We start from the raw sequence: 22028 nt of genomic DNA on the forward strand, positions 1-22028 counted from the left end.
GATGTGCACCATGAAGCTCCGCAAGGTCACCGCCGCCTCGGCCGCCGTGTTCGCCCTCGCCCTGACCGCGACCGCCTGCGGTGGCGACGACGGCGGTGACAACGGCTCGTCCTCCGGCGGCGGCGACAAGATCAAGATCGGCATCAAGTACGACCAGCCCGGTCTCGGCCAGAAGACGCCTCAGGGCTACGAGGGCTTCGACGTGGACGTCGCCACGTACGTCGCCAAGAAGCTCGGCTACGACGAGGACCAGATCGAGTGGAAGGAGTCGAAGAGCGCCGACCGCGAGACCATGCTGCAGCGCGGTGACGTCGACTTCATCGCCGCCACCTACTCGATCACCCCGGAGCGCCAGGAGAAGGTCGACTTCGCCGGCCCCTACCTGCTCGCCCACCAGGACGTACTGCTCCGCGCCGACGACGACAAGATCAAGTCGCCGGAGGACCTGAACAACGCGAAGCTCTGTTCGGTCACCGGCTCCACCTCGGCGCAGAACGTCAAGGACAAGCTTGCGCCCAAGGCGCAGCTGCAGCCCTACCCGACGTACTCCACCTGCCTGCCCGGTCTGCAGAACGGTGCCGTCGACGCGCTGACCACCGACGACACCATCCTCGCCGGTTACGCCGCCCAGTCCCAGTTCAAGGGCAAGTTCAAGCTCGGCGGCTTCAAGCTGACCAACGAGAACTACGGCATCGGCGTCAAGAAGGGCAGCGACCTCAAGGACAAGATCAACAAGGCCCTCGAGGAGATGGTGGCCGACAAGTCCTGGGAGAAGGCCGTCAAGGACAACTTCGGCCCGGCCAACTACAAGAACGAGCCCGCGCCGAAGATCGGCGACATCAAGAGCTGAGGCAACGCCTGACAGGGTGCGCCGCCCCGGATGCGGGGCGGCGCACCGGGGTGGGCATCCCTACACGCGGAAGCGCGGGAGATCGTGTTCGACTTTCTTGAGGATTACGACCTGTTGGGGGCTTTCTGGACGACGGTGCAGCTCGCTGTGCTCTCCGCCGTCGGTTCCCTGATCTGGGGCACCCTGCTGGCCGCCATGCGTGTCGGCCCGGTGCCGTTGATGCGCGGCTTCGGGAGCGCGTACGTGAACACCGTGCGGAACATCCCGCTGACCGTCATCATCCTTTTCACGTCGCTGGGCCTGAACCAGACGCTGGGTGTCAGTCTCGGCGCGGACGACTTCGAGACGATCAACTTCCGGCTCGCCGTCCTCGGTCTGATCCTCTACACCTCGGCCTTCGTGTGCGAGGCGCTGCGCTCCGGCATCAACACGGTGCCGGTCGGCCAGGCGGAGGCCGCCCGCGCGCTCGGTCTCAGCTTCAACCAGGTGCTGGGCCTGGTGGTGCTGCCCCAGGCGTTCCGCTCGTCCGTCGGTCCGCTGGCGAACGTGCTCATCGCGCTCATCAAGAACACCACGGTGGCCGCCGCCATCGGTGTCGCGGAGACCGCCCTGCTGATGAAGGAAATGATCGAGAACGAGGCGCAACTGCTGCTGATCTCCGCGGTCATCGCATTCGGTTTCGTGGTTCTGACGCTGCCGACCGGCCTGATTCTCGGCTGGGTGGGCAAGAAGGTGGCGGTGAAGCGATGAGCTCCGTTCTCTACGACGCCCAGGGGCCTCGCGCCAAGCGGCGGAACATCATCTTCACGGTGGTCTTCCTGGTCGCCCTCGCCGCTCTGCTGTGGTGGGTGTTCAGCACTCTCGACGACAAGGGCCAACTGGAATGGCCCCTGTGGGAGCCGTTCCTCACCGGCACCGAGGCCTGGTCCATATACATCTGGCCGGGTCTGCAGAACACGCTGAAGGCGGCCGTGCTCGCGGTACTCATCGCGATGCCGCTCGGCGCGCTCCTCGGCATCGCCCGGCTCTCCGACCACGTCTGGGTCCGCGTGCCGGCCGGAATCGTGGTCGAGTTCTTCCGGGCCATCCCCGTCCTGGTCCTGATGATCTTCGGCCTCGCCCTGTTCGCCGAGTACACCGATGTCAGCTCCGCCGACCGTCCGCTGTACGCGGTCGTCACGGGTCTGGTGCTCTACAACGCCTCCGTCCTCGCGGAGATCGTGCGCGCCGGCATTCTGTCCCTGCCCAAGGGCCAGTCCGAGGCGGCCATGGCGATCGGGCTGCGCAAGGGCCAGCTGATGCGGGGAATCCTGCTGCCGCAGGCGGTCACCGCGATGCTTCCGGCCATCGTCAGCCAGCTCGTCGTGATCGTGAAGGACACCGCCCTCGGCGGCGCCGTCCTCACCTTCCCCGAACTGCTCGCCTCGGCCAACACGATGAGCGGCTACTACGGTGCCAACGTCATCGCCAGCTTCACGGTGGTGGCCGTCATCTTCATCGCGCTCAACTTCGCCCTGACGACCTTCGCCGGCTGGCTGGAGGCAAGGCTCAGGCGCAGCAAGAAGGGCACGGGCGCGGTCGTCGGCGCACAGGAAGTGGACGACCTCAACGCGGCCGAGGTCGGGAGCGCGTACAAGACCGGTGCGGAGAAGTGACGCACGCCCGACGCGCGGCATGACGGTGGCCCGCCGCATCCCGGCGGGCCACCGTCGTGCCGCGCTGCCGGCCGCCCCCAGCGGTACGGAGGAGCGGTGCGCACCGGACCCGTGCGAGGAACGGTCAAGTGGTGTGCCGGGCCCCGGCCCGCTTCATGATCGCCACTGGCCTTCGGTCACTTGACGCAAGCACCGGCAATAGGTTGCATACGTTCTGTGATCGTGCACCCTGCTCCATCTTCCTGTTCCTCCACGTCCCTTCAGACGTCACTCCGAGCAGGGGGCGCCGCGCCGTGGACCCGGTGATCATCGTCGGAGCGGGGCCCGTCGGGCTTGCGCTCGCACTGGCGCTGGCACGCCAGGAAGTGCCGTGCGTGGTCCTCGACGAAGGGCCGGGCAAGGACGAACCCCGCCCGGCGCGCACCGTCGTCCTGCGCGAGGAGACCGCCGCGCTCATGGAGCGGCTGACCGGGGTGCCGCTCGCACACGCCGGTGTCCGTTGGGCCGGATGGCGGTCGATGCGGCGCAAGCAGGTGACGGCCGAGGTCGCCTTCGGCGACACCGAGCCCGCTCCCCTGCACATCGCCCAGCACGTCCTGACGGGCGCCCTGCGTACCGCCCTCGCCGGCGAACGGCTCGTCGAGGTCGCCGTGAACAGCCGGCTGGACACCATAGAGCAGGAGCCCTCGGGCGTCACCGCCCACACCCGGGGTTCGACCGGCACCTGGTGGCGCGGCAGCTACCTGGTCGGCTGCGACGGCTCGCGCTCGACCGTGCGCAAACTCCAGGACATCCGTTTCCCCGGCCGCACCGCGGTGGAACGTCACGCCGTGGCCGCCCTGCGCACCGAACTCCCCTGGGACGACGAGGCACTGCTGCACCGCGCGCCGCCGTGGCGCACCTCCGGTCCCTCGGCCGGGGAGATCACCGCACGCCCGCTGCCGGACAGGGTGTGGCGCCTGGACTGGTTGCTGCCGCCGGGCAAGGACCTGGTCACGCCCGAACTGCTGCTGGGCCGGGTCCGGGAGACCCTGGCCGGCTGGGCAGGCGGTCCGACTCCGCCGTACGAACTGCTGGACACCGGGGTGCACACGGTCCACCACCGGCTGGCCCGGCGCTGGCGGGCCGACCGGGTGTTCCTCGCCGGGGACGCGGCCCATCTGCTCGGCGCACTGGGCACGCACGGGCTGGAGGAAGGGCTCCGCGACGCCGACAACCTCGCCTGGAAGCTGGCGCTGGCCTGGCACCACGGTCCGCACGAGGCGCTGCTCGACAGCTACCAGACCGAGCGCCGGGCGGTCGTCGCCGCCCGGCTGCGCGCCGCCGACCAGGCGCTGCCGCTGGTGCGCGGCGGCGGGGGACTGCGCTCCTGCGTTCCCGGGTCCGCGCGGGGGCACGACACCCTGCTGATGGACGGCCACCTGGGGCGGGGCGCGCTGGGCGCGCCGGGGACGTACGCCGACTCGCCGCTCACTCCCGGCCGTCTCGAGGGCGAGACACCCCTGCGGACGCCCCCCGGGGCGGCGGTGACGGACGTACGGGTCACGGCGGAGGACGGTGCCTTCGTCCGGCTGCGGGACCGGCTCGGCCGGGGTGCGCTGCTGGTGGTGCTGATCGCGCCCGGTACGGGGGTGTGGGAGCGTCGGCACTGGGTGTCCGCCGGGATCATGCCCCGGCTGGCGGCGGCCGTCTCGGCGCTGCCGCACCGGGCCGAACTGCTGGTCGCCGAGAGCTATCCGGGTGCGGCGGCCCACACCGTGCTGCTGGTGCGCCCCGACGGGCACCTGGTGACGGCGCTGAGCGGGGTCCGTCCGGCGGACCTGTACGCGGCGGCGGAAACGGCGGTCGGCGGGCCCGCCGCGGCGGAGGCGAAGACCAGGGCGGATGCGGGGGCCGGGTCGCGCTGAGGGTTCCGGTCCGCCGGGACGCCGCGGCCCTGTGGTCCACACGGTGTCGACGAGCTGAATCGGTGTGCGGCCACACGTGTGCTCCGCCTTGTGACCGGCACCTGTGTGCACCTGTGGCGGAGGGCCCGCATGGACCTCGTCCGCTGTGCGGCAGGCGTCGCGTGGAAAGCGGCCGGTGCCGTTCCACCGCGCTCCGCGCCCTCTCAGAACGTCTCGTCGCCGAGGAATTCCGTGTCCTCGCCCTCCTCCTCCAGCGCCTGCCGGACAACGCGCAGAGCGAGGCCCTCGGGGTAGCCCTTGCGGGCGAGCATGCCGGCGAGGCGACGGAGCCGCTTGTCGCGGTCGAGCCCGCGGGTGGCGCGCAGCTTGCGGGCGACCAGTTCCCGGGCGGTCGCCTCCTCCTGCTCGGAGTCGAGTTGGGAGACGGCCGTGTCGATCAGCGTGGGGTCGACCCCCTTGGTGCGCAGTTCCCGGGCGAGCGCGCGCCGGGCGAGTCCCCGGCCGTGGTGCCGGGACTCCACCCAGGCGTCGGCGAAGGCGCCGTCGTCGATCAGTCCGACCTCCTCGAACCGGGACAGCACCTCCTCGGCGGCCTCGTCCGGGATCTCCCGTTTGCGGAGGGCGTCGGCGAGCTGTTTCCGGGTGCGCGGGGTCCCGGTGAGCAGGCGCAGACAGATCGCCCGCGCCCGCTCGACCGGGTCCGCCGGAGGTTCCTCCCGTTCGGCCCTCGGCGAGGAGGAGTCGCCCCCGCCCTCCGCGGCCGCCTCGCCGAAGGTCCGGCGTCTGCGCCCGCGTCCACCGTGCGGCCCGCCGTCACGCGAGCCGCCCGCCCGTGCGCCACCCCCGCTGCGGGGGCCGTCCCCGCCGACGGTGTCGCCGTACGCCGCGTCACCGTCCACGGCTGAGTCGTCGCCGCCCCCGGTGCCCCTCCCCCGTGGGGCACCCGAGGCCGCGAACTCGTACTCGGCCCAGTCGGTTCGTCGTGCCACGGGTCAGCTCTTGGCCGCCGCGGCCTTGGACTTGGTGGCCTTGGCCGCCGGTGCCGGTACGGCGTCCGGCTCGGCCGGAGCGGTGCCCGTGGCGTCCGCGCCCGGCTCGGCTGCGGGCTCCTCGGGCCGTACGCCGACACCCAGCTTCGTCAGGATCTTCTTCTCGATCTCGTTGGCGAGGTCGGGGTTGTCCTTCAGGAAGTTGCGGGCGTTCTCCTTGCCCTGGCCGAGCTGGTCGCCCTCGTACGTGTACCAGGCGCCGGCCTTGCGGACGAAGCCGTGCTCCACGCCCATGTCGATCAGGCCGCCCTCGCGGCTGATGCCCTGGCCGTAGAGGATGTCGAACTCGGCCTGCTTGAACGGCGGCGCCACCTTGTTCTTGACCACCTTGCAGCGAGTGCGGTTGCCGACCGCCTCGGTGCCGTCCTTCAGGGTCTCGATGCGCCGGATGTCGATGCGCACCGAGGCGTAGAACTTCAGCGCCCGGCCACCGGTCGTGGTCTCCGGGGAGCCGAACATCACGCCGATCTTCTCGCGGAGCTGGTTGATGAAGATCGCGGTGGTCTTGGACTGGTTGAGCGCGCTGGTGATCTTCCGCAGGGCCTGACTCATCAGGCGGGCCTGCAGACCCACGTGGCTGTCGCCCATCTCGCCCTCGATCTCCGCACGCGGCACGAGCGCGGCGACGGAGTCGATGACGATGAGGTCCAGGGCGCCGGAGCGGACCAGCATGTCCACGATCTCCAGGGCCTGCTCGCCGTTGTCCGGCTGGGACAGGATCAGGTTGTCGATGTCGACGCCGAGCTTCTTCGCGTACTCGGGGTCCAGGGCGTGCTCCGCGTCCACGAAGGCGACCTGGCCACCGGCCCTCTGCGCGTTCGCCACCGCATGCAGGGTCAGGGTCGTCTTGCCGGAGGACTCCGGCCCGTAGATCTCCACCACACGGCCGCGCGGCAGGCCGCCCACACCGAGCGCCACGTCCAGCGCGGTCGAGCCGGTCGGGATGACCTCGATGGGCTCGTTCGTCCGGTCGCCCATGCGCATGACCGCGCCCTTGCCGAATTGCCGTTCAATCTGTGCGAGCGCGGCGTCGAGCGCCTTCTCGCGGTCGGTTCCTGCCATGGGTTCCACCCGATTTGCTTGATTCGATCGCTTCACGTCAAAGACGCTAACGCCTGCCACTGACAACGCGCCCCGACGCACCTCCGGCCTGTGGATAACGTGGGCTCATTCCCGACCGAACCGGGACAGAGCACCTGACGCCGAGCCTCACCGGCACGTCCATAAGAATGGATGTTCGATTTTGGTGTCAAGCGCATCACACGACACCACGGTCCGGTGTGTCGCGCGCGGCGCCCTCCTTCAGGAAGCCCCCATGTCTCCGTCGCGGGGCCGTTCCGGGCCCGCCTGGCGGGGAACCCACAGCCGGCGGACGCGGGCGAGGGCGCCCGGCCCGCCGGCCCCGCGGTGGCCGAGGACGCGGGGGTCGTCCGTGACGTCGTACCGCCGCACGTAGGCGCCCAGGAACGCCTGGAGGGTGGCGACGGCGGGGATGGCGATCAGCGCGCCGACGGCGCCGAGCAGGGCGGTGCCCGCGACGACCGAGCCGAAGGCGACCGCCGGGTGGATGTCGACGGTCTTGGAGGTCAGTTTGGGCTGCAGCACGTAGTTCTCGAACTGCTGGTAGACCACTACGAAGATCAGCACCCACAACGCGTACCAGGGGTCGACCGCGAAGGCGATCAACATGGGCAGGGCGCCCGCGAGATAGGTGCCGATGGTGGGGATGAACTGCGACACCAGGCCCACCCACACGGCGAGGACGGGCGCGTAGGACACGTCGAGGAACTCCAGCAGCACGTAGTGCGCCAGCCCTGACACCAGCGCCATCAGTCCGCGCGAGTAGAGGTAGCCGCCCGTCTTGTTCACAGCGATCTCCCACGCGCGCAGCACCTCGGCCTGCCGGGCGGGCGGCAGCAGGGAGCAGACGGTGCGCCGCAGCCGCGGGCCGTCGGCGGCGAGGTAGAACGAGAACAGCCCCACGGTCAGCAGCTGGAAGAGACCGCCGAGGACCTGCGCGGAGACGTCCAGGACGCCGGTGGCGCTGTTCTGCACGTAGTTGCGCAGCCAGTCGGAGCGCAGCAGGCCCTCCTGGATGTCCACGCGCCGCAATTCGGTGTGGAAGTGCGCGTTGATCCAGTTGATCACGGAGTCGAGGTAGTCCGGGAAGTCCTCGACGATCTTGATGATCTGTCCCGCCAGCATGGACCCGAGCAGCGTGACGAAGCCCGCCGCGGCGATCAGCACGGCCAGGAAGACGAGGAAGGTGCCCAGACCCCGGCGCACCCCGCGTGCGGACATCCAGCTCACCGCGGGCTCGACGGCGAGCGCCAGGAAGAACGCGATGAGGATGTTGATCAGCAGACCGACGAGCTGGTGGAAGACCCAGCTGCCCAGCTGGAACAGGGCGAACAGTGCGAGGGCGAGCACCATGGCTCGCGGCAGCCAGCGCGGCATGCGGGCGCCCGGCCCGGATATGGGGGCCGACGGGGGCCCGGCGGGCGGCGGCGCGCCGGGCATGGTGGGGTGCCGGGCCGTCTGCCCGGTCTCGTCAGTGGGTGCCACGGATCAAGTCTCGCCCACGCCGGCCGCGCCCATGCGCTCCCGTGCGCCCTCCGTGACGATCAGCGCTTCTCCGTGGGGACGTTCATGACCGCGCAGACCACCTGCCAGACGTCCTTGGCGTTCCAGCCGGCCGCCAGCGCCTCGTGCACGGTGCGTCCGCCGAGTTCGGACATGACGTGGTCGCGCGCGAAGGTCTCGGCATAGCCCGCACCGAAGTGCTCCGTCATCCGCTCCCAGAAAACCGTCAACCGCATGCACCCAGTATCCCGCCTGCGGGGGCGGCCCCGGACCGGGGCGCCTGCCGGCACCCCCCTCTCCGCGCACGGCCGGGCCCGTGGCCGGCACCGGGGCCGCTCCCGCCCGTACCGGCGGAGCGGTCCGTCCGGTTCACCGCGCGGGTGCTCGGGCGGCGCCCCTTCGCCCGCCGCCCCCCGGAGCAGCGGCACCGGTGGAGAACCGCCCCATGGTGGCGACCGAGTCCCTGCGCGCCCCGGTGGCGTACGGCCGCACCGCCGACTGGTCGGGCGGCACGGTTCCGCCCGGACGGCGTGACCACTGACCGAGGTGGTGCTCCACTCACCCGCGCCCGCGGGGCGCTGCTGCGCCCGCCCTCCCCCACTCCCGGCTCCGCCCGACCGGGGCCCCATCGCCCCAGCGGCACGACCACCCGCGGCCGCGGGGCGGCGCACGGTGCCCCCGTCCCCTCGTGCGGCACCGCCCTCTCACCCGCCCAGCGCCCGCACCCCCGCCGTCACCACGACGGCCGCTCCGACGACGAGCAGGAACGGGGCGCGCAGGATCAGAGCCACGGCGGCGGCCGCCACCCCGGCCGCACGGGCGTCCAGGACCAGGACCCGGCCGTCGGAGAAGGTCTGCTGGGCCGTCAGGGCGGCCAGCAGGGCGACCGGGAGGAGCGCGGCGAGATGCCGCACGAGGGGACGTTCCAGGACCCCGGCGGGCACCATCAGCCCCACGAGCTTGACGGCGTAGCAACCGAGAGCGGTCACGCCGATCGCGATCCAGATGCTCAACGGCCCTCCTCCGCCGTGTCACCGCGCGAGGCACTCCTGCGGCCCTGCCCCCACAGGACTGCCGGTGCCGCGAGCGCGGCCACCAGGACCGGCACCCCGGCCGGCAGCACGGGCAGCAGCCCCAGTCCCAGGAGGACGGCGGCCCCGGCGACGGTCCGCTCGGTGCCGGTGCGCAGCATCGGCGCGAGGAGCGCCAGGAAGACCGCGGGGCCGGCCGCGTCCAGCCCCCACGCGTCGGTGTCCCCGATGGCCTCGGCGCCCAGTGCGCCGAGCAGCGTGGTGAGGTTCCACAGGACGTACAGGCTGAGCCCGGTCGCCACGAAACCGATGCGCGCGCTGCGCCGGCCCGGCTGGGCGAGCGAGACGGCGGTCGTCTCGTCGATCACCCACTGGGCGGCGAACGGCCGCACCGCGCGGGGCAGCGCCAGCAACTGCGACAGCCGCAGCCCGTAGAACGCGTTGCGCACCCCCAGGAAGAACGCCCCCGCGGCGGCCGTGAACGGCCCTCCACCCGCCGCCAGCGCCCCCACCAGCGCGAACTGGGAGGCGCCGGTGAACACCAGCAGGCTGAGCGCGCAGGTCTGGAGCAGGGTGAGCCCGCTGCCCGCCGAGGTCACACCGAAGGCGAACCCGGAGAGTCCGACGGCGACCCCGACGCCGAGGGCGTCCCGTACGACGGCGCCGTCCGGCTTTCCTCCCCCGTCGTCCCGTACGTCTGCGAGCGCTTCTGTCCGTTCCACTGCCACGCTCCGGACGGTACGGACGGACCGCAGCGCGCGTCTTGTACGTTCTTGCGCTCGCGCTGATAGGCGCCCGGGGGCACACCGACGATCCGGCTGAAGTGCCGGTTCAGGTGCGGCTGGTCGGTGAACCCCACCGCGAGGGCCGCCTCCGACGGCGCCGTCCCCGCGTCCAGCAGCCGCCGTGCCCGCCGCACGCGCGCGTCGGTGAGCCAGGTGTGCGGCGGCATCCCGTAGGTGTCCCGGAAGGCACGCAGCAGCGCGAACGGGCCGGTGCCCAGCTCAGCGGCCAGCCGCTCCAGGGTCGGCGGGTCGGTCATCCGGTCCTCCAGCGCGGCACGCGCGCGTACGGCGATCCGGGCGCCCGCCGTGCGCACCTCGCGCCGCGGCAGCGTCCCGCCGTTCAGCCTCAGCAGCCGGGTCACCGCGACCCGGAGCAGGGTGTCGGCGGCGAGCGCGTTGCCCTCGTCGGTGGCGCGCAGCACCTGGTGGACCAGACGGACGGTGCACGGATCTTCGAGCACCGGCGTCACGAACCCCGGTGTGCCGCGCAGCGCGGTGGTCTCGGCGGCGATGGCGGCCACCACCTCGGGCGACGGGTACACCGCCCCGTACCGCCAGCCCTCGGGAACGCCCGCCCGGCCGGTGTGCGGGGTGTCCGGGTTCACCAGGGCGAGGGCCCCGGCGCCCGCGTACTGGTCGCCGCCGCCGTGGTGGAAGACCTCCACGCCGTCGGCGATGGCGGCGATCACGAAGTGCTCGTGGGTGTGCCGGACGAACGTCTTCCGTATGTACCGGGCACGCAGCAGATCGACACCGGGCAGTTCGTCGTACTGCCAGTGCCGCGCCTGCTCCTCGCGCGATTCCGCCATGCGGCCATTGTCACGCGGCCCCGACGGCGCCGGCCCGGCCCCCGGCCCGATTGTCAGTGGCCGGGTGCACGATGGACGCATGGTCAGCGATCCGCACCGAGCCCTGGACGGCTTCTCCCCCGCGACCCGCGGCTGGTTCACGGGGGCGTTCCCCGCCCCCACCGCCGCCCAGGCCGGAGCGTGGCGGGCCATCGGGGAGGGCTCGGACGTGCTGGTGGTCGCCCCCACCGGTTCCGGGAAGACCCTGGCCGCCTTCCTCGCCGCCCTGGACGAGCTGGCCTCGACACCGCCGCCCGCCGACCCCAGGAAGCGCTGCCGCGTGCTGTACGTCTCGCCGCTGAAGGCGCTGGCCGTCGACGTCGAGCGCAACCTCCGCAGCCCGCTGACCGGCATCCGCCAGGAGTCCGTGCGCCTGGGACTGCCCGAGCCCGAGGTGAAGGTCGGCATCCGCTCCGGCGACACCCCGCCCGCCGAGCGGCGCGCCCTGACCACCCGGCCGCCGGACATCCTGATCACCACGCCCGAGTCCCTGTTCCTGATGCTGACGTCCGCCACGCGCGACGCGCTGACGGGCGTGGAGACGGTGATCCTGGACGAGGTGCACGCGGTCGCCGGCACCAAGCGCGGCGCGCACCTCGCGCTCACCCTGGAGCGGCTTGACGAGCTGCTGCCCCGTCCGGCCCGCCGCATCGGCCTGTCGGCGACGGTGCGTCCGGTCGACGAGGTGGCCCGGTTCCTCTCCCCGCGCCGCAAGGTGGAGATCGTGCAGCCGGAGTCCGGCAAGGAGTTCGACCTCTCCGTGGTGGTGCCGGTCGAGGACCTGGGCGAGCTGGGCGGCTCCCCGGTCGCCGACGGCCCGGAGGGCGCCGAGCGCCCGTCGATCTGGCCGCACGTCGAGGAGCGGATCACCGACCTGGTGCAGTCGCACCGCTCGACCATCGTGTTCGCGAACTCCCGCCGCCTCGCCGAGCGGCTGTGCAACCGGCTCAACGAGATCGCCTACGAGCGGGCCACCGGCGAGCCGCTGGACGAGCGCCACTCCCCCGCCGAGCTGATGGGCGGCTCCGGGGCCGCCCAGGGCGCGCCCGCGGTCATCGCGCGCGCCCACCACGGCTCGGTGTCCAAGGAGCAGCGCGCCCTGGTGGAGGAGGACCTGAAGGCGGGCCGGCTGCCCGCGGTGGTCGCCACCTCGAGCCTGGAGCTGGGCATCGACATGGGCGCCGTCGACCTGGTGGTCCAGGTCGAGTCACCGCCGTCCGTCGCCTCCGGCCTCCAGCGCGTCGGCCGCGCGGGACACCAGGTGGGCGCGGTCTCCACGGGCGTGGTGTTCCCGAAGTACCGGGGCGACCTGGTGCAGGCCGCCGTGGTCACCGAGCGGATGCGCACCGGGGCGATCGAGTCCCTGAAGGTCCCCGCCAACCCCCTCGACGTCCTGGCCCAGCAGCTCGTCGCCATGACGGCCATGGACACCTGGCAGCTCGACGACCTGCTCGCCGTGGTCCGCCGCGCGGCGCCCTTCGCCTCCCTGCCCGAGTCCGCCTTCACGGGCGTCCTGGACATGCTCGCCGGCCGCTACCCGTCCGACGCGTTCGCGGAGCTGCGCCCGCGCGTGGTGTGGGACCGGGTCACGGGCGAGATCACCGGCCGTCCGGGCGCCCAGCGCCTGGCCGTCACCTCCGGGGGCACGATCCCCGACCGCGGCCTCTTCGGGGTGTTCCTGGCGGGCGCCGACCCCAAGAAGGGCGGCGGACGGGTCGGCGAGCTGGACGAGGAGATGGTCTACGAGTCCCGCGTGGGCGACGTCTTCACCCTCGGCACCAGCTCCTGGCGCATCGAGGACATCACGCGCGACCGGGTCCTGGTCTCCCCTGCGCCGGGCGTGCCGGGCCGGCTGCCGTTCTGGAAGGGCGACCAGCTGGGCCGCCCGCTGGAGCTGGGCCGCGCGGTGGGCGCGTTCCTGCGCGAGGTGGGCTCGCTGTCCCGGGACGACGCCCGACTGCGGCTCCGCACGGCGGGCCTCGACGCCTGGGCCACGGACAACGTGCTGTCCTACCTCGACGAGCAGCGCGAGGCCTGCGGCCACGTCCCCGACGACCGCACCATCGTCGTGGAGCGCTTCCGCGACGAACTGGGCGACTGGCGGGTCGTCGTGCACTCCCCGTTCGGCGCCCGGGTGCACGCCCCGTGGGCGCTCGCGCTCGGCGCCCGCCTCTCCGAGCGGTACGGCATGGACGCCCAGGTGATGCACGCCGACGACGGCATCGTGCTGCGCCTGCCGGACGCCGACCTGATGGGGCTCGACCTCCTCGACCAGGATCCGGTCAGGGCCGGCACGGAGTACGACGCGGACCAGGCCCCCGTGGGCGCGGCCGACGTCGTCTTCGACAAGGGCGAGGTCGACCAGGTCGTCACCGACCAGGTGGGTGGCTCGGCGCTGTTCGCGTCCCGGTTCCGTGAGTGCGCCGCCCGCGCGCTGCTGCTGCCGCGCCGCACCCCCGGCCGGCGCACGCCGCTGTGGCAGCAGCGTCAGCGCGCCTCCCAGCTGCTCCAGGTGGCCGGGGAGTTCGGCTCGTTCCCGATCGTCCTCGAGGCCGTCCGCGAATGCCTCCAGGACGTCTTCGACGTGCCCGGGCTCGTCGAGCTGATGGGTGACCTGGAGGCGCGCAGGGTCCGCCTGGTCGAGGTCACCACCTCCGAACCCTCCCCCTTCGCCCGCTCCCTCCTCTTCGGATACGTCGCCCAGTTCCTGTACGAGGGCGACTCCCCGCTCGCCGAGCGCCGCGCCGCCGCCCTGTCGTTGGACTCGCGGCTGCTGGCCGAGCTGCTCGGCCAGGCGGAGCTGCGCGAACTGCTCGACGCCGAGGTGCTGGCCGACCTGGAGCGCGAGCTGCGGTGGCTCACCGAGGACCGGCGCGTCAAGGACGCGGAGGGCGTGGCCGACCTGCTGCGGCTGCTCGGTCCGCTCACCGACGCCGAACTCGCCGAGCGGGGCGCCGCGCCGCAGTGGGCACGGGAACTCGCCTCCGCGCGGCGCGCCATCCGGGTGCGAGTGGCCGGCGCCGACCACTGGGCGGCGGTCGAGGACGCCGGCCGGCTGCGCGACGCGCTGGGCACGGCACTGCCGGTCGGTGTGCCGGAGGCGTTCACCGAGCCGGTCAAGGACCCCCTCGGCGACCTTCTCGCGCGGTACGCGCGCACGCACGGCCCGTTCACGTCGGCGACGGCGGCGGCCCGTTTCGGACTGGGCGTGGCGGTCACCGAGGGCGCCCTGCGGCGGCTCTCGTCGGCAGGCAGGCTCGTCCAGGGCGAGTTCCACCCGGCCGGTATCGGACAGGAGTGGTGCGACGCGGCCGTACTGCGCCGGCTGCGCCGCCGCTCCCTGGCCGCGCTGCGGCACGAACTGGAACCGGTACCGCCGCCCGCGCTCGCCCAGTTCCTCCCCCAGTGGCAGCACGTCGGCAAGGGGCACTCCCTGCGAGGCGTCGACGGCCTGCTGCGCGCCGTCGAGCAGTTGCAGGGCGCCTCGGTACCCGCGTCCGCCCTGGAGAAGCTGGTCCTGCCGTCCAGGGTGAGGGACTACGTCCCGGCGATGCTGGACGAGCTGACGGCCGCCGGGGAGGTGGTGTGGGCCGGCGCCGGTTCGCTCCCCGGGAAGGACGGCTGGGTCTCCCTCTACCTCGCGGACGCGGCCCCGTTGCTCCTGCCGCCCCCTCACCCCCTGGAGCCGACCGCCCTCCACCGGTCCGTCCTGGACGTCCTCTCCGGCGGCTACGGCCTGTTCTTCCGCCAGATCGCCGACCAGGTCCGTGCCACCACCCACCTCGAGGCCACCGATCCCCAACTGGCCGACGTCCTGTGGGACCTCGCCTGGTCCGGGCGGCTGACCAACGACACGCTCACGCCCCTGCGCTCCCTGCTGGGCTCGGGCCGCACCGCGGGCTCCACCGCCCACCGCGCGAAGCGCTCCGCCCCGCGCGGACGCTACGGTTCGCTCACAGCCGCCGCCCGCAGCGCCTCGCGCACCGGTCCGCCCACCGTCGCGGGCCGCTGGTCCCTGCTCCCGGACACGGACACCGACGCCACGGTCCGCGCCCACGCATTGGCCCGCACCCTGCTCGACCGGCACGGCGTGGTGACCCGGGGGGCCGTCTCCGCGGAGGGCGTCGAGGGCGGGTTCTCAGCGGTGTACCGCGTGCTGTCCGCCTTCGAGGAGACGGGGCAGGCGCGTCGCGGCTACGTGGTGGAGGGCCTGGGCGCCGCCCAGTTCGCGATGGACGGGGCCGTGGACCGCCTCCGCGCGGCGGCCAACGCACGCGAGCGGGGTGACGGCCTCCGGGCCCCGGACGCGCCCGGGGCCTTCGACGACGGGCCGGAACCCTTCGGGGCCTCCCCGGGCCACGACGGCTCCGCCGCCCCGGACGACCTGCCGCACCCCCGCCTCTCACCGGGCGACTACGTCTCCCCGCGCGACCTGGCCCCGCAGTCCCCGCCGCCCTGGCGGAACGGCGGGCGTTCCGCGTACGACCCCTTCGCCGGCCGTCGTACCGGTGCGGACCGCGCCGCACGCGCCGTGGTGCTGGCCGCCGCCGACCCGGCGAACGCCTACGGTGCCGCCCTGGGCTGGCCCGAGCCGCCGGCCGGTGCCGGGCACAAACCCGGTCGCAAGGCGGGCTCCCTGGTGGTGCTGGTGGACGGCGAGTTGACGCTCTACATGGAGCGCGGCGGCAGGACGTTGCTGGCCTGGCCCGCCGGCCCCGACGGCGAGCCCGCCGACGACCCGCGCCGCCCGGCCGCCGCCGAGGCCCTCGCCGCAGCCGCCCGCGCGGGCTCCCTCGGCACGGTCACGGTGGAGCGTGTCAACGGCACCCCGGCACTGACGTCCTCCCTGGGCGCCCTCCTGGAGACCGTCGGCTTCGTCGCCACGCCCAGAGGCCTGCGCCTGCGCGCCTGATCTGTTCGCCGGCCCACGCCCGTCCGGGCGCCCGGGCCGCCCGACGTGCCACCCTTGACGCATGCCCGAAGGAGACACGGTCTGGCAGGCCGCACGGCGGCTGCACGACGCCCTGTCCGGCAAGGTGCTGACCCGCAGCGACCTCCGGGTGCCGAGGTTCGCCACGGCCGACCTCACCGGCCGTGCCGTGCTGGACGTCACCCCGCGTGGCAAGCACCTTCTGACCCGCGTCCAAGGCGGCCTGACGCTGCACTCGCACTTGCGGATGGACGGTTCCTGGCGGGTGTACACGCCAGGGCAGCGCTGGAACGGCGGCCCCGCCCACCAGATCCGCGCCGTCCTCGGCAACGCCGACCGCACGGCCGTCGGCTACCGGCTCCCCGTCCTGGAACTGATGCGCACCGCGGACGAGGACCGCGCGGTCGGCCATCTCGGCCCCGACCTCCTCGGCCCGGACTGGGACCCCGGCCTGGCGCTGGCCAACCTCCTGAAGGACCCGGCCCGTCCCCTCGGGGAGGCCCTGCTGGACCAGCGCAACCTCGCCGGCATCGGCAACGTCTTCAAGAGCGAGCTCTGCTTCCTCCTCGGCGTCACCCCCTGGCTCCCTGTGGGCGAGCTGCCCGCCGACCGGTCCGCGAAGCTGCCGGAGCTCGCCAGGAAGCTGCTGGAGTTCAACCGCGAGCGCCCGGTCCGCAACACCACGGGCCGCCGCGGCCAGGACCTGTTCGTGTACGGCCGTGCCCGCCGCCCCTGCCTGCGCTGCCGCACCCCCGTCCACCTCGCCGACCAGGGCGACGGCTCCCGCGAGCGCCCCACGTACTGGTGCCCCACCTGTCAGCCGGGCCCGGCCCCCGCCCGGTCACCCGGCGGCCTCCCCCGAACCGCCCGCTGACCGCACACGGACCCGGCGGGCCGAACTCCAGGCCCGCCGCCACCGCCCCGCCGCGAGCGCTCCCTCCGCCCGCGCCTTGGGCACGCAGTGCACCGGCAGCAGGCTGAGCCCCCACCCGCCGGCCGCGACCGCCCCTTCCACCGCCCCGGCGCCAGGCACCAGCAGCAGCCGTGCCGCCGCCCACCACCACAGCGCCCCGAACCCCAGAACGGCTCCCCGGCGTAGCACCCGCCCGGTCGTCACGGCCCCCACCCCCGGGCCGACGCTATGGGACCGCTCGCCCCCGCGCACAGGGCGCGCCAAGGGCACACGGGCGCATCCGGGCCCCCGCCGACCCGTTGTGCGAGGGCGCCACGGCCCCCGAAGGCCACGTCACCCGTTCTCGGCCTGGAACATCCAGTGCTGCTTCTCCAGGTCCGCGGTGATCGCGATCAGCACGTCCTGGCTCACCGGGTCCGGTTCGCCGGTCGCCGTGACCCGCTCCCGCATGCGGGCGATCACCGCGCTCAGCGCCTCCACGAGCGCGCCCACCGCAGCCGTGTCGTCGACCCAGCCCTCGGGTGTCACCCCGATGCCGCTGCCGACGGCCACCGTCGCGGCACGCCCGTCGGGCGACACTCCCAGTGCCGCGGCGCGCTCCGCCACGGTGTCGGAGTGCGTGCGCGCCAGGGTCACGACCTCGTCGAGCTGGAGGTGCACGGAGCGGAAGCGTGGTCCGACCACGTTCCAGTGGATCTGCTTGGCCACCAGGGCGAGATCCACCAGATCGACCAGGGCGCCCTGCAGCGCCTCGGACACGGTCTTCAGGTTCTCGTCGGACAACGGGCTCTTCACGACGTACATCCGCACCTCCGTGGCTGGCTCCCCGCCTCGTCCCTCCACGATGACCGCCGCGCGCCGCACCGGCAAACGCACAGGAGAAGGCCCCCACACATGCGAAAACCCCGGCGGCACCCCTCCGGATCTCCCGGGAGGGCCCCTACCGGGGCATCTCACACCTTCACACCGCACGTGCGCGGAGCGCCACGCTCACGCGGCGACGACGTCCACCGCCTCGGCGGGCGCCTTGATGGTCACCCGTTCCGGTGGCACACCGGTCACCGAAACGGAACCCAGCATCGGACGAACCGGCGTGGGTACGGACTCGCTTGGGGTCGCTGCAGCAGACTGGGCCAGCTCGGTGAGAGCGAGCTCGTCGCTCACTTCCCGCATGAGCTCGGACATCCGTACGTCCAGCGCGTCGCAGATGGCGGAGAGCAGCTCGGAGGAGGCCTCCTTCTGCCCCCGCTCCACCTCGGAGAGATAGCCGAGTGAGACTCGGGCGGACGAGGAGACTTCGCGCAGAGTACGGCCCTGGCGCTGGCGCTGCCGACGCAGCACGTCACCCAGCAGGCGACGGAGCAGAATCATCGGTGGCTCCCTCCTCGGACCGCGTAGCCGCATCCTTCTCGCCCCACCGTACCGCCTTGCGCCGCGGCCGTGCGGGGAGCGATGTCGTGTTCACTCAGGGCTGCAAACATCCAAACCCCCCGTTCCGTTCCGTATCCTGTGCCCGCTCATTCCCGGTCTGTTCGCCCGCAAGCTCCGCCAGAAGCAGTGCGAGTACGCTCCGTGCACTCCTCATACGAATTTCCGCGCGATCGCCGTTCAACCGCAGATGCTCCACTTTTCCGCCGCGGACAGCACCCGTGCCCGTCCTCAAAGGGCCGTCCACAGCCACGAAAACCGTGCCGACGGCCTGGCCGTCCTGGGGATCCGGCCCGGCGACACCGGTGGTGGCGATGCCCCAGTCGGCACCCAACGCCTCGCGGACGCCGGCCGCCATCTGGGCCGCCACCTGCGAATCCACCGCTCCGCGCTCCGCCAGCAGGGTGGCGTCCACGCCGAGCAGCCGCTGTTTGAGCTCGGTGGCGTAGGCCGTCACCGACCCCCGGAAGACCCTGGACGCCCCGGGGACCGAAGTGATCTCCGCCGCCACCAGGCCTCCGGTCAGCGACTCGGCGACGGCTAGCGTCCCCCCGTTCACGGTGAGTAGTCGTACCACCTCGGTGGCCTCGGAACTCACGCTTCCGTCTCCTCCAACGCCGCCTTGCGCTCGGCGATTCCCCGCCTGCGCAGCACAATGGCCTGTTTCACATAGTCGAGTCCGGTCGCCACGGTCAGCACGACCGCCGCGGCCATCACCCACCACCGCAGGGTGGCCAGCCACCCCGTCAGCGCCAGGACGTACATACCGACGGCAATGCCCTGGGTGAGGGTCTTGAGCTTGCCGCCTCGGCTGGCCGGGATCACGCCGTACCGGATGACCAGGAAACGCAGCAGGGTGATCCCGAGTTCCCGGCCGAGGATGACCCCGGTGACCCACCACGGGAGATCGCCCAGCAAGGAGAGACAGATCAGCGCCGCTCCCATGATCGCCTTGTCGGCGATGGGGTCGGCGATCTTCCCGAAGTCGGTGACGAGATCGTATGCGCGCGCCAGATGACCGTCGAACAGGTCGGTGATCATGGCGACGGCGAAGGCCGCCCAGGCGAACGACCGCCACGCCGGGTCGTGACCGCCTTCGGCGAGCATCAGCATGACGAACGCCGGCACCAGGAGGAGCCGGAGCATGGTCAGCAGGTTGGCGATGTTCCAGACGCCGGCCTGGTCGACGGCCGCCGCCGCGATCTTCGCGCCGCGCGCGGGCCTCGCACCGTCCTCGGCTTCGGCTCCGTCGCGCGGTGCGGTGGCCGGCGCCGTCTCGTCACCGTGTGCCCGGACGCCGCCGGACGCGTCACGCCGGGCCGGGCCGCCGCCGGGGGATCCCGGAGCCGCGCCCCGTGCGACCGCGCGGCCGGACGCCGGCATCCCTCCGGGCACGGCGCCCGCCGCCCTCCTCGTGCCGGAGGGGCCGCCCGCCGCCGATGCCGGGACACCCGTCATCTGCCCGCCTCCTCACTGCACGCGGGCGAGCCCTGGAACAGCGGCTCGGCCACCAGGTCGACACCCTCCGTGCCGACCACCTTCGCCTCGACCATACGGCCGACACCCAGACCCTCGCCGCTCGTGAGCAGCACCTGGCCGTCCGTCTCGGGGGCCTGGTGGGCCGCCCGGCCGTACACGCCCTCCGCCTCGTCGACGGACTCCACCAGCACGTGCACGGTCTCGCCGACCCGCTCCTCGGCGCGCTGCGAGACCAGTTCCTCGGCCAGCCGGGAGACCCGGGCCAGCCGCTCGGCGACGACCTCCTCGTCCAGCTTGCGGTCGTACGTCGCCGCCTCGGTGCCTTCCTCGTCGGAGTACCCGAAGACGCCGACGGCGTCCAGCCGCGCGTGGTTCAGGAACCGCTCCAGCTCGGCGAGGTCGGCCGCGGACTCGCCGGGGAAGCCGACGATGAAGTTGGAGCGCACACCGGCCTGGGGCGCCTTGCTCCGGATGGTGTCGAGCAGCTCCAGGAACCGGTCGGTGTCGCCGAAGCGGCGCATCGCGCGCAGCACGTCGGGCGCGGAGTGCTGGAAGGACAGGTCGAAGTAGGGGGCGACCTTCGGGGTGGAGGTCAGCACGTCGATCAGGCCGGGCCGCATCTCGGCCGGCTGGAGGTAGCTGACACGCACCCGCTCGAGGCCGTCGACCTCGGCCAGTTCGGGCAGCAGGGCCTCCAGCAGGCGGATGTCGCCGAGGTCCTTGCCGTAGGAGGTGTTGTTCTCGGAGACCAGCATGATCTCCTTCACGCCCTGTTCGGCCAGCCAGCGGGTCTCGTTCAGCACGTCGCCGGGTCGGCGCGAGATGAAGGAACCGCGGAAGGACGGGATGGCGCAGAAGGAGCAGCGCCGGTCGCAGCCGGAGGCGAGCTTCACCGAGGCGACCGGGGAGCCGCCCAGCCGGCGGCGCAGCGGCGCACGGGGACCGGAGGCCGGGGCGAGGCCCTCCGGCAGGTCCACCGGGCCGTGTCCCGGAAGGGCCACGGCGGTGGCGGAGTCCTGCCGCTCGGCCGGGCTGATCGGCAGCAGCTTGCGCCGGTCGCGCGGGGTGTGGGAGGCGTGGATGCCGCCGTTCAGGATGGTCTGGAGGCGGTCGGAGATGTCGGCGTAGTCGTCGAAGCCGAGCACGCCGTCGGCCTCGGGAAGGGCCTCGGCGAGTTCCTTGCCGTACCTCTCGGCCATGCAGCCCACCGCCACGACGGCCTGGGTTCTCCCGTGTCCCTTGAGGTCGTTGGCCTCCAGGAGCGCGTCGACGGAGTCCTTCTTGGCGGCCTCGACGAAGCCACAGGTGTTGACGACGGCGACGTCCGCTTCCTCGGCGTCCTCCACGAGCTGCCAGCCGTCCGCCTCCAAGCGGCCTGCGAGTTCCTCCGAGTCCACCTCGTTACGGGCGCAGCCAAGGGTGACCAGTGCGACGGTACGGCGTTCAGGCATGGGCTCAAGACTACTTCGTCCCGCTGACGCCCCACGTCGACGGGGTTGGCCGATCATGGCCAGCCCCGTCGACGAAGCACCCTTTGCGCCGGATCATCCGGCCTGCGGGTCGCCCTTGGTGTAGGTCAGGCGCTCGACGGCGCCCGGCTGCCAGTCGTCCTCGATCTTCTTGCCGTTCACGAACAGGTCGATCGCGCCGGCGTCGCCGAGGACCAGGTTGACCTTGGTGCTGTCCTGGAAGGTCCTGGACTCGCCCTGCTTGAGCAGTCCGTCGAACAGCAGTCGGCCGTTGTGGTCCTTGGCGGAGATCCAACTGCGCCCGTCGGGGGCGCTGACCTGGACCGTCACCTTGTCCTGCGGTGCGGCGGCGATGGCGCTGTCCGACGGTTCCGGCTCGGGCACGACGGGCTTCTGGGACGTGGGGGTGGGCGAGGCCGACTCGGTGGGCTCGGCGCCGTCGGCGACGTTCGCCTTGCCGCCGTCGTCGCCCTTGACCATCGTGAACCCGACGAAGCCGATCACGACGACGATCGCGGCGACCATGGCCGCGGTCCAGTTGGGCCCGCGCCGCTCCGGACGGATGCGCTCCGCTTCGAACAGCGGGGCGGCCGGGGTCGGGGCCGGACGGCCGCCGCCGCGCTCGGCCTCGTACTGGGCGATCAGCGGTGCCGGGTCGAGGTCCACGGCCCTGGCCAGGGTCCGGATGTGCCCGCGCGCGTAGACGTCACCGCCGCAGGGGGTGAAGTCGTCCGCCTCGATGGCGTGCACGATGGCGATCCGGACCCGGGTGGCGGTACTGACGTCGTCGACGGTGAGCCCGGCGGCGATGCGCGCCTGCCGCAGCGCTCGGCCGACGGAGACGGAAGGGCGGTCTTCCTCGGAAACGTCTTCGAACGGACGCTCGTCTTCAGGGGAGTTGCCGATGGACACGGGGGCGCCTTTCGAGCGTGTAGCCGCCTGTGCTGGAGGTTCAGTCTAGGAGGGGTACAAGAGGGTGGGGCAAGCGGGCGGTAGCACTTTGTACGCCATCGGAATGGCCCGACACTCCGATGATGGGACTGCAGTTTGTCGCTTCCCTCAACTTGACGTACGTCGCCGGGAAACGGTTGCCCAATGATC

General features: G+C 72.6%; 19 protein-coding genes and 1 pseudogene. 6 read left to right on the forward strand and 14 right to left on the reverse strand.

The features are described from left to right. Nucleotides 1-10: 10 nt before the first annotated feature. The 4 genes from KYY02_RS26065 (at nucleotide 11) to KYY02_RS26080 (ending at nucleotide 4412) form a co-directional block, all read left to right on the forward strand. The gene (locus KYY02_RS26065; RefSeq protein ID WP_371242003.1) at nucleotides 11-850 is read left to right on the forward strand and encodes a glutamate ABC transporter substrate-binding protein; all 840 of its coding nucleotides are present in this window, start codon (nucleotides 11-13) and stop codon (nucleotides 848-850) included. An 84-nt stretch (nucleotides 851-934) separates the two neighbouring features. Beyond that, entirely contained in the window at nucleotides 935-1600 is a 666-nt protein-coding gene (locus tag KYY02_RS26070; protein ID WP_371242055.1) for an amino acid ABC transporter permease, read from the forward strand. Then, entirely contained in the window at nucleotides 1597-2505 is a 909-nt protein-coding gene (locus KYY02_RS26075) for an amino acid ABC transporter permease (protein ID WP_371242005.1), read from the forward strand. The genes KYY02_RS26070 and KYY02_RS26075 overlap by 4 nt, the downstream gene beginning before the upstream one ends. A 293-nt stretch (nucleotides 2506-2798) precedes the next feature. Next, on the forward strand, nucleotides 2799-4412 hold the full coding sequence (locus KYY02_RS26080) for an FAD-dependent monooxygenase (protein WP_371242007.1): 1614 nt from the start codon (nucleotides 2799-2801) through the stop codon (nucleotides 4410-4412). A gap of 203 nt (nucleotides 4413-4615) precedes the next feature. Here the strand turns inward: KYY02_RS26080 and recX are convergent, their stop codons facing one another. From recX to KYY02_RS26115, 7 genes and pseudogenes are all read right to left on the reverse strand, one after another. Further along, nucleotides 4616-5401: a recombination regulator RecX gene (gene recX / locus KYY02_RS26085; protein ID WP_371242009.1), complete on the reverse strand. Its 786-nt coding sequence runs from the start codon at nucleotides 5399-5401 to the stop codon at nucleotides 4616-4618. 3 nt (nucleotides 5402-5404) lie between these two features. After that, complete coding sequence (gene recA / locus KYY02_RS26090) at nucleotides 5405-6523, reverse strand: recombinase RecA (RefSeq protein WP_371242011.1); 1119 nt, start codon at nucleotides 6521-6523, stop codon at nucleotides 5405-5407. Nucleotides 6524-6763: 240 nt separating this feature from the next. Then, a complete protein-coding gene (locus KYY02_RS26095) occupies nucleotides 6764-8026 on the reverse strand; it encodes an AI-2E family transporter (RefSeq protein ID WP_371242013.1) in 1263 nt (420 codons plus the stop codon). Between the two features lie 59 nt (nucleotides 8027-8085). Then, on the reverse strand, nucleotides 8086-8280 hold the full coding sequence (locus tag KYY02_RS26100) for a DUF3046 domain-containing protein (RefSeq protein ID WP_371242015.1): 195 nt from the start codon (nucleotides 8278-8280) through the stop codon (nucleotides 8086-8088). Nucleotides 8281-8748: 468 nt separating this feature from the next. After that, nucleotides 8749-9057 carry an AzlD domain-containing protein gene (locus KYY02_RS26105; protein WP_371242019.1) on the reverse strand — a complete coding sequence of 103 codons (309 nt, stop codon included), beginning with the start codon at nucleotides 9055-9057 and terminating at the stop codon, nucleotides 8749-8751. Next, entirely contained in the window at nucleotides 9054-9803 is a 750-nt protein-coding gene (locus tag KYY02_RS26110; protein ID WP_371242022.1) for an AzlC family ABC transporter permease, read from the reverse strand. Before KYY02_RS26110 ends, KYY02_RS26105 begins: the two co-directional genes overlap by 4 nt. Nucleotides 9804-9868: 65 nt before the next feature. After that, nucleotides 9869-10861, reverse strand: a pseudogene (locus KYY02_RS26115) (AraC family transcriptional regulator); the annotation flags it as partial. Here KYY02_RS26115 and KYY02_RS26120 point away from each other — a divergent pair. Both KYY02_RS26120 and KYY02_RS26125 read left to right on the forward strand, forming a co-directional pair. Next, nucleotides 10749-15620 (forward strand): ATP-dependent helicase, encoded by a 4872-nt coding sequence (locus tag KYY02_RS26120; RefSeq protein WP_371242024.1) that lies wholly within the window; start codon nucleotides 10749-10751, stop codon nucleotides 15618-15620. The pseudogene KYY02_RS26115 and the gene KYY02_RS26120 sit on opposite strands and share 113 nt — an antisense overlap. A gap of 61 nt (nucleotides 15621-15681) precedes the next feature. Further along, the gene (locus KYY02_RS26125) at nucleotides 15682-16512 is read left to right on the forward strand and encodes an Fpg/Nei family DNA glycosylase (RefSeq protein ID WP_371242028.1); all 831 of its coding nucleotides are present in this window, start codon (nucleotides 15682-15684) and stop codon (nucleotides 16510-16512) included. Here KYY02_RS26125 and KYY02_RS26130 read toward each other — a convergent pair. The 7 genes from KYY02_RS26130 to KYY02_RS26160 all read right to left on the reverse strand — a co-directional run bounded on the left by KYY02_RS26130 (nucleotide 16480) and on the right by KYY02_RS26160 (nucleotide 21839). Next, a complete protein-coding gene (locus KYY02_RS26130; RefSeq protein WP_371242030.1) occupies nucleotides 16480-16755 on the reverse strand; it encodes a hypothetical protein in 276 nt (91 codons plus the stop codon). The two genes, KYY02_RS26125 and KYY02_RS26130, sit on opposite strands and share 33 nt — an antisense overlap. A gap of 129 nt (nucleotides 16756-16884) precedes the next feature. After that, nucleotides 16885-17355: a Dps family protein gene (locus KYY02_RS26135; RefSeq protein WP_371242032.1), complete on the reverse strand. Its 471-nt coding sequence runs from the start codon at nucleotides 17353-17355 to the stop codon at nucleotides 16885-16887. Between the two features lie 186 nt (nucleotides 17356-17541). Then, the gene (locus KYY02_RS26140; protein WP_371242034.1) at nucleotides 17542-17922 is read right to left on the reverse strand and encodes a helix-turn-helix domain-containing protein; all 381 of its coding nucleotides are present in this window, start codon (nucleotides 17920-17922) and stop codon (nucleotides 17542-17544) included. A 94-nt stretch (nucleotides 17923-18016) separates the two neighbouring features. Beyond that, a complete protein-coding gene (locus tag KYY02_RS26145) occupies nucleotides 18017-18577 on the reverse strand; it encodes a CinA family protein (protein ID WP_371242036.1) in 561 nt (186 codons plus the stop codon). Continuing rightward, nucleotides 18574-19437: a CDP-diacylglycerol--glycerol-3-phosphate 3-phosphatidyltransferase gene (gene pgsA, locus KYY02_RS26150; RefSeq protein ID WP_371242038.1), complete on the reverse strand. Its 864-nt coding sequence runs from the start codon at nucleotides 19435-19437 to the stop codon at nucleotides 18574-18576. Before pgsA ends, KYY02_RS26145 begins: the two co-directional genes overlap by 4 nt. Then, nucleotides 19434-20909, reverse strand: a complete 1476-nt coding sequence (rimO, locus tag KYY02_RS26155) for a 30S ribosomal protein S12 methylthiotransferase RimO (RefSeq protein ID WP_371242040.1) — start codon at nucleotides 20907-20909, stop codon at nucleotides 19434-19436. The genes pgsA and rimO overlap by 4 nt, the downstream gene beginning before the upstream one ends. A 93-nt stretch (nucleotides 20910-21002) precedes the next feature. After that, nucleotides 21003-21839 carry a helix-turn-helix domain-containing protein gene (locus KYY02_RS26160; RefSeq protein WP_371242042.1) on the reverse strand — a complete coding sequence of 279 codons (837 nt, stop codon included), beginning with the start codon at nucleotides 21837-21839 and terminating at the stop codon, nucleotides 21003-21005. Between the last annotated feature and the right edge of the window lie 189 nt (nucleotides 21840-22028).

Origin of the sequence: Streptomyces pimonensis (genome assembly GCF_041380215.1) — a bacterium.
GTDB lineage: Bacteria > Actinomycetota > Actinomycetes > Streptomycetales > Streptomycetaceae > Streptomyces > Streptomyces pimonensis.

What these genes read in the sequence shown, in the direction of transcription:
- KYY02_RS26065 (WP_371242003.1), top strand. Translation starts at nt 11, where the DNA reads ATGAAGCTCCGCAAGGTCACCGCCGCCTCGGCCGCCGTGTTCGCCCTC.
- KYY02_RS26075 (WP_371242005.1), top strand. Translation starts at nt 1,597, where the DNA reads ATGAGCTCCGTTCTCTACGACGCCCAGGGGCCTCGCGCCAAGCGGCGG.
- recA (WP_371242011.1), bottom strand. Translation starts at nt 6,523, where the DNA reads ATGGCAGGAACCGACCGCGAGAAGGCGCTCGACGCCGCGCTCGCACAG.
- KYY02_RS26100 (WP_371242015.1), bottom strand. Translation starts at nt 8,280, where the DNA reads ATGCGGTTGACGGTTTTCTGGGAGCGGATGACGGAGCACTTCGGTGCG.
- KYY02_RS26120 (WP_371242024.1), top strand. Translation starts at nt 10,749, where the DNA reads ATGGTCAGCGATCCGCACCGAGCCCTGGACGGCTTCTCCCCCGCGACC.
- KYY02_RS26125 (WP_371242028.1), top strand. Translation starts at nt 15,682, where the DNA reads ATGCCCGAAGGAGACACGGTCTGGCAGGCCGCACGGCGGCTGCACGAC.
- KYY02_RS26135 (WP_371242032.1), bottom strand. Translation starts at nt 17,355, where the DNA reads ATGTACGTCGTGAAGAGCCCGTTGTCCGACGAGAACCTGAAGACCGTG.
- KYY02_RS26140 (WP_371242034.1), bottom strand. Translation starts at nt 17,922, where the DNA reads ATGATTCTGCTCCGTCGCCTGCTGGGTGACGTGCTGCGTCGGCAGCGC.
- pgsA (WP_371242038.1), bottom strand. Translation starts at nt 19,437, where the DNA reads ATGACGGGTGTCCCGGCATCGGCGGCGGGCGGCCCCTCCGGCACGAGG.
- rimO (WP_371242040.1), bottom strand. Translation starts at nt 20,909, where the DNA reads ATGCCTGAACGCCGTACCGTCGCACTGGTCACCCTTGGCTGCGCCCGT.